The sequence below is a fragment of the Parvibaculum sp. genome, from assembly GCF_035511255.1.
GTDB lineage: Bacteria > Pseudomonadota > Alphaproteobacteria > Parvibaculales > Parvibaculaceae > Parvibaculum.
Genome location: NZ_DATKFR010000315.1, coordinates 1 through 4,765 on the forward strand (window position 1 = coordinate 1; position 4,765 = coordinate 4,765).

At 63.6% G+C, this 4,765-nt stretch carries 5 protein-coding genes and 1 pseudogene; all 6 read right to left on the reverse strand.

Annotated elements, in window-relative coordinates; genetic code table 11:
* The coding region (locus tag VMR03_RS12445; protein ID WP_325405670.1) for a TerC family protein at window positions 1–935 on the reverse strand (935 nt) is incomplete at its 3' end.
* Between the two features lie 8 nt (window positions 936–943).
* Window positions 944–1,471, reverse strand: a complete 528-nt coding sequence (locus VMR03_RS12450; protein WP_325405672.1) for an adenine phosphoribosyltransferase — start codon at window positions 1,469–1,471, stop codon at window positions 944–946.
* A gap of 14 nt (window positions 1,472–1,485) precedes the next feature.
* Complete coding sequence (locus VMR03_RS12455; RefSeq protein WP_325405674.1) at window positions 1,486–2,376, reverse strand: S-methyl-5'-thioadenosine phosphorylase; 891 nt, start codon at window positions 2,374–2,376, stop codon at window positions 1,486–1,488.
* Window positions 2,377–2,515: 139 nt separating this feature from the next.
* Window positions 2,516–3,346 carry a cytochrome c1 gene (locus tag VMR03_RS12460; protein ID WP_325405676.1) on the reverse strand — a complete coding sequence of 277 codons (831 nt, stop codon included), beginning with the start codon at window positions 3,344–3,346 and terminating at the stop codon, window positions 2,516–2,518.
* Between the two features lie 17 nt (window positions 3,347–3,363).
* Window positions 3,364–4,638, reverse strand: coding sequence for a cytochrome b (locus VMR03_RS12465; RefSeq protein WP_325405678.1), 1,275 nt, complete (start codon window positions 4,636–4,638; stop codon window positions 3,364–3,366).
* A gap of 10 nt (window positions 4,639–4,648) precedes the next feature.
* Window positions 4,649–4,765: pseudogene (locus VMR03_RS12470) on the reverse strand (ubiquinol-cytochrome c reductase iron-sulfur subunit); the annotation flags it as partial.

The window sequence follows — 4,765 nt, forward strand, 5'->3', positions numbered from 1 at the left end:
AGCCGGATCCACATGATCTCGCGGCGCGGCGTCATGATGGAACTCACCTGGCGCTCGCCGAGCGTGAGCACACCGCTCACCATGGTGCGTTCCTCGGCACCGAAGCCCTTCATCGGGTCGTCGAGGTCGGGCACCGGAGCACCCTCCCCGACATCGGGCGCGCCGCCCAACAGGCGGAAGACCGCCTCCGCCGTTCGCTGACGGAAGGGCCGGGCCGCGGCATGACGCACGCGATTGCGTTGCACCCACTGATTGAAGGTCTCGATCAGGATCGAGAAGCCGATTGCGGCATAGAGATAGCCCTTCGGAATGTGGAATCCGAATCCCTCCGCGACGAGGCTGAAGCCGATCATCATCAGAAAGCCGAGGCAGAGCACCACGACGGTCGGATGCGCGTTGACGAATTTCGTGAGCGGATTCGAGGCGATCATCATTACCGCGATGGCGATGACGACGGCCGCCATCATGACCGGCAGGTGCTCGACCATGCCGACGGCGGTCACGACGGAGTCGATCGAGAAGACCGCATCGAGAATGATGATCTGCGTCACGACGACCCAGAATTTCGCGTGTGCCCTTGCGCCGCCGTGTTCTTCCGAGGCGGGCTCCAGGCGTTCATGGAGTTCCATCGTCGCCTTGGTCAGCAGGAACATGCCGCCGCACAACATGATGAGATCGCGGCCGGAGAATCCGAGGCCATAAACGGAGAAAAGCGGCGTCGTGAGCGTCACCAGCCAGGAGATGCTGGCGAGCAGCGCAAGCCGCATGATCAGGGCGAGGCCGAGGCCTGTGAGCCGCGCCCGGTTACGTTCGGCCGGAGGCAGCTTGTCGGCGAGAATGGCGATGAAAACGAGATTGTCGATGCCGAGCACGATCTCGAGCACGACGAGCGTCGTGAGACCTATCCAGATCGTCGGATCAGCGATCCATTCCATCGGCGCGGTTAGTGCCCCTCGAAGGTACAGAGCGACAGGATTTCGATGTCGAAGGCTTCAAGTCTCTCACGTCCGCCGAGTTCCGGCAGCTCGATCACGAAGCTCGCGGCCGTGACGTTGCCGCCAGCCCGCGCGATGAGCTTCACGGCGGCTTCCGCCGTGCCGCCGGTCGCGATCAGGTCGTCGATCAGCAACACCCGATCCCCCTCGGCTACCGCGTCGGAGTGGATTTCCACTGTGTCTGTGCCGTATTCGAGATCGTAGTCCTGGCCGATCGTTTTCCAGGGCAGCTTGCCCTTCTTGCGCACCGGCACGAAGCCGAGGCCGAGCTGATGCGCGACGGCACCGCCCAGAATGAAACCGCGCGCCTCGATGCCCGCGACCTTGTCGAACTTCGCGCCGAGGTGAAGCTTCACCAGCGCGTCGACCGCCGAGCGGAAACCTTCGGCATCGCCGAGCAGCGTCGTGATGTCGCGAAAGAGGATGCCCTCCTTCGGATAATCCGGAATGGTGCGAATGAATTGCTTCACGTCCATCGTCCCCCAATACCTCAGCTTATATGCAGCACGCGGCCCGCGACCGCGTCGAGCTTGCGCATCATTTCCGGGTCGCGTCTCGCAGGCGCCGTGATGAGCGCCGTATCGAGCACGCGGTCGAGCCCCTGCGGCGACGGCGTGCGCTCCGGCCCGAAGCTCTTCGCGACCGAGCGCACGACGGCGCGGGCGTGACCGGCATTTTCCTCGAGCACGCGGATCACGTCCGAGACCTCGACATGGGCGTGATGGGGATGCCAGCAATCGTAGTCCGTAACCATCGCGACCGTCGCGTAGCAGATCTCGGCCTCGCGGGCGAGCTTCGCCTCGGGCATGTTGGTCATGCCGATGACCGAGCAACCCCAGGAGCGGTAAAGGTTCGACTCCGCGCGGGTCGAGAATTGCGGGCCTTCCATGACCATGTAGGTGCCGCCGCGCGCGTGGCGAATGCCGTTTTCCTTGCAGGCCGCTTCGAGATGGTCGCCGAGGCGCGGGCAGACCGGGTCCGCCATCGAGACATGGGCGACGAAGCCTTCGCCGAAGAAGCTCTTCTCGCGCGCAAAGGTGCGATCGATGAACTGGTCGACGATGACGAATGTACCCGGCGGCAGCTCCTCCTTGAGGGAGCCGACGGCGGAAACCGAGATGATGTCGGTGACGCCGACGCGCTTCAGCACGTCGATATTGGCGCGGTAGTTGATCGTCGTCGGCGAATGCGGATGCCCGCGGCCGTGGCGCGGCAGAAAGACCATTTCGACGGGGCCGTTGTCGGTCGGCAATTCGCCGAAATGCAGCGCGTCGGAGGGCTCGCCCCAAGGGCTCGACACATGCTCCCAGCGCTCGTTCTTCAAGCCGGGCAGCTCGTAGACGCCGCTGCCGCCGATCACGCCCAGAACCGTTTTCGCCATATCCGCCTCGTGAAATCCACCTTGCGCCACAAAGCAGGGAATGCCCGCGCAAGCGGCGAAACATAACAAACATATGTGTGATGGCCATGAAAAAGGGCCTCGCGAGAGGCCCTTTTCCGTCAATTCCCCGTGCGTCCGCTCAATGCTGGTCGGACCAGACCTTGCGCGTCGCGAAATAGAGGATACCGGCCAGCGCGATCAGGTAGATCGCGACCTGGAGGCCCAGGCGGTGGCGCTGTTCGAGCTTCGGCTCGGCGGCCCACATCAGGAACTCCGTCACGTCCTTCGCCATCTGGTCGAGCGTGTTCGGCGTGCCGTCCTCGTAATCGACCTGACCGTCCGAGATCGGCTGCGGCATCGCGATGATCCCGCTGCCGGCCGCGAAGACCGGGTTGTAGTGACCGCCGGCCGGAACATGAACGTCGGCGGGCGCATCCTGATAGCTCGTCAGCAGCGAATAGACGTAGTCCGCGCCGCCTTCGCGCGCCTTGACGACGAGCGAGAGATCGGGCGGCGCCGCGCCGAGCGAGGCGGCGGCTGCCTCCTCGTTCGGATAGGGCGAGGGGAACGGATCCTTGCCCTCGCCGGGACGCTCATACATGTCGCCCGCCTGGTCCGGACCGTCCTGCACCTTGTACTCGGCGGCGATCGCCTTCACTTCGGCGGTCGTGAATTCCGGACCGCCCGGCTCGCCGAGATTGCGGAAATGGACGAGGTCCATCGAGTGGCAGGTCGAGCAGACTTCCTTGTAGACCTTGTAACCGCGGCGAAGCGCGCTGCGGTCATAGGTGCCGAAGGGGCCTTCGAAGGACCAGTCGACATGCTTGAGGTGGGCTTCCCCGCCTTCCGCCCGGGCCGGAGCCGAGGGGCTGAAGGCAAAGCCCAGAGCGACGGCGGCGACGGCCGCGACGCCTGCGAGCTTCGAGGTGAAGCGCGAGCGGGAGGACATTTCGATCATCTTCTGTGTCATGTGCGTCTCTCCCCTTCTCAGCTTTTCACGGCAGCGGCGTTACTGCCGCCGAGTACCGAGGCCGAGATGCTCTCGGGCAGCGGCTTCGGCTTTTCGATCAGGCCCAGAACCGGGAAGAGAATGATGAAGTGGAAGAAGTAATAGGCGGACAGGATGCGCGCGAGATGCGTGACCGTGAAGCCGACTTCGCCCACCTGCGCGATGACATTGTCCGGCGACTGCGCGCCGCACCAGCCGAGCGCGATGCAGACCAACAGATGGATCCAGAAGAACTGCTTGTAGAGCGGGCGGAAGCGCGCCGACCGTACTTTCGACGTGTCGAGCCAGGGCAGCACGAAGAGCACCGCGATGGCGCCGAACATCAGAATGACGCCACCGAGCTTGTCCGGCACCGCGCGCAGGATCGCGTAGAAAGGCAGCAGATACCATTCCGGCACGATGTGCGGGGGTGTCTTCAGGGCGTTGGCGACGATGTAGTTGTCCGGCTCGCCGAGACCGTTCGGATTGAAGAAGACGAAATAGGCGAAGAGGATCATGAACAGGACGAGGCCGAACGCATCCTTGGTCGTGTAGTAGGGATGGAACGGGACCATGTCCTGCTTGCCCTTCGCGTTGACGCCGGCGGGGTTGCCATTGCCGGGCACGTGCAGGGCCCAGATGTGCAGGATGACCACGCCCGCGATCAGGAACGGGAAGAGATAGTGGAGCGAGAAGAAGCGGTTCAGCGTCGGATCGCCGACCGCGAAGCCGCCCCAGAGCCAGGTGCGGAGCGACTCGCCGACCAGCGGGATCGCGCCGAAGAGGTTGGTGATGACCGTCGCGCCCCAGAAGCTCATCTGGCCCCAGGGAAGCACATAGCCGAAGAAGGCCGTCGCGATCATCAGGAGGTAGATCAGGCAGCCGAGAATCCACAGCACTTCGCGCGGCGCCTTGTAGGAGCCGTAATAGAGACCGCGGAACATGTGGATGTAGACGGCGATGAAGAACATCGAGGCGCCGTTGGCATGGACGTAGCGGATGAGCCAGCCGTAGTTCACGTCGCGCATGATGTGCTCGACGCTGCCGAAGGCCAGTTCCGTCTGCGGGATGTAATGCATCGCAAGGACGATGCCGGTGACGATCTGCACAGCGAGGCAGAAGGTCAGGACGCCGCCGAAGGTCCACCAGTAGTTGAGGTTCTTCGGGGTCGGGTAGTCGATGAAGCTATCGTTTGCCAAGCGCAGGATAGGAAGGCGCTCGTCGAGCCAACGCGTGAAGCCATTGGCGGGTTTATAGGTGCTTTCGCCGCTCATGTTGCTCCCCTCAGCCGATCTGGATCTTGGTGTCGGATACGAACTTGTAGGGCGGCACCTCGAGATTGAGAGGCGCCGGGCCCTTCCGGATGCGGCCGGATGTGTCGTAGACCGAACCATGGCAGGG

What these genes read in the sequence shown, in the direction of transcription:
- VMR03_RS12465 (WP_325405678.1), bottom strand. Translation starts at nt 4,638, where the DNA reads ATGAGCGGCGAAAGCACCTATAAACCCGCCAATGGCTTCACGCGTTGG.
- VMR03_RS12460 (WP_325405676.1), bottom strand. Translation starts at nt 3,346, where the DNA reads ATGACACAGAAGATGATCGAAATGTCCTCCCGCTCGCGCTTCACCTCG.
- VMR03_RS12450 (WP_325405672.1), bottom strand. Translation starts at nt 1,471, where the DNA reads ATGGACGTGAAGCAATTCATTCGCACCATTCCGGATTATCCGAAGGAG.
- VMR03_RS12455 (WP_325405674.1), bottom strand. Translation starts at nt 2,376, where the DNA reads ATGGCGAAAACGGTTCTGGGCGTGATCGGCGGCAGCGGCGTCTACGAG.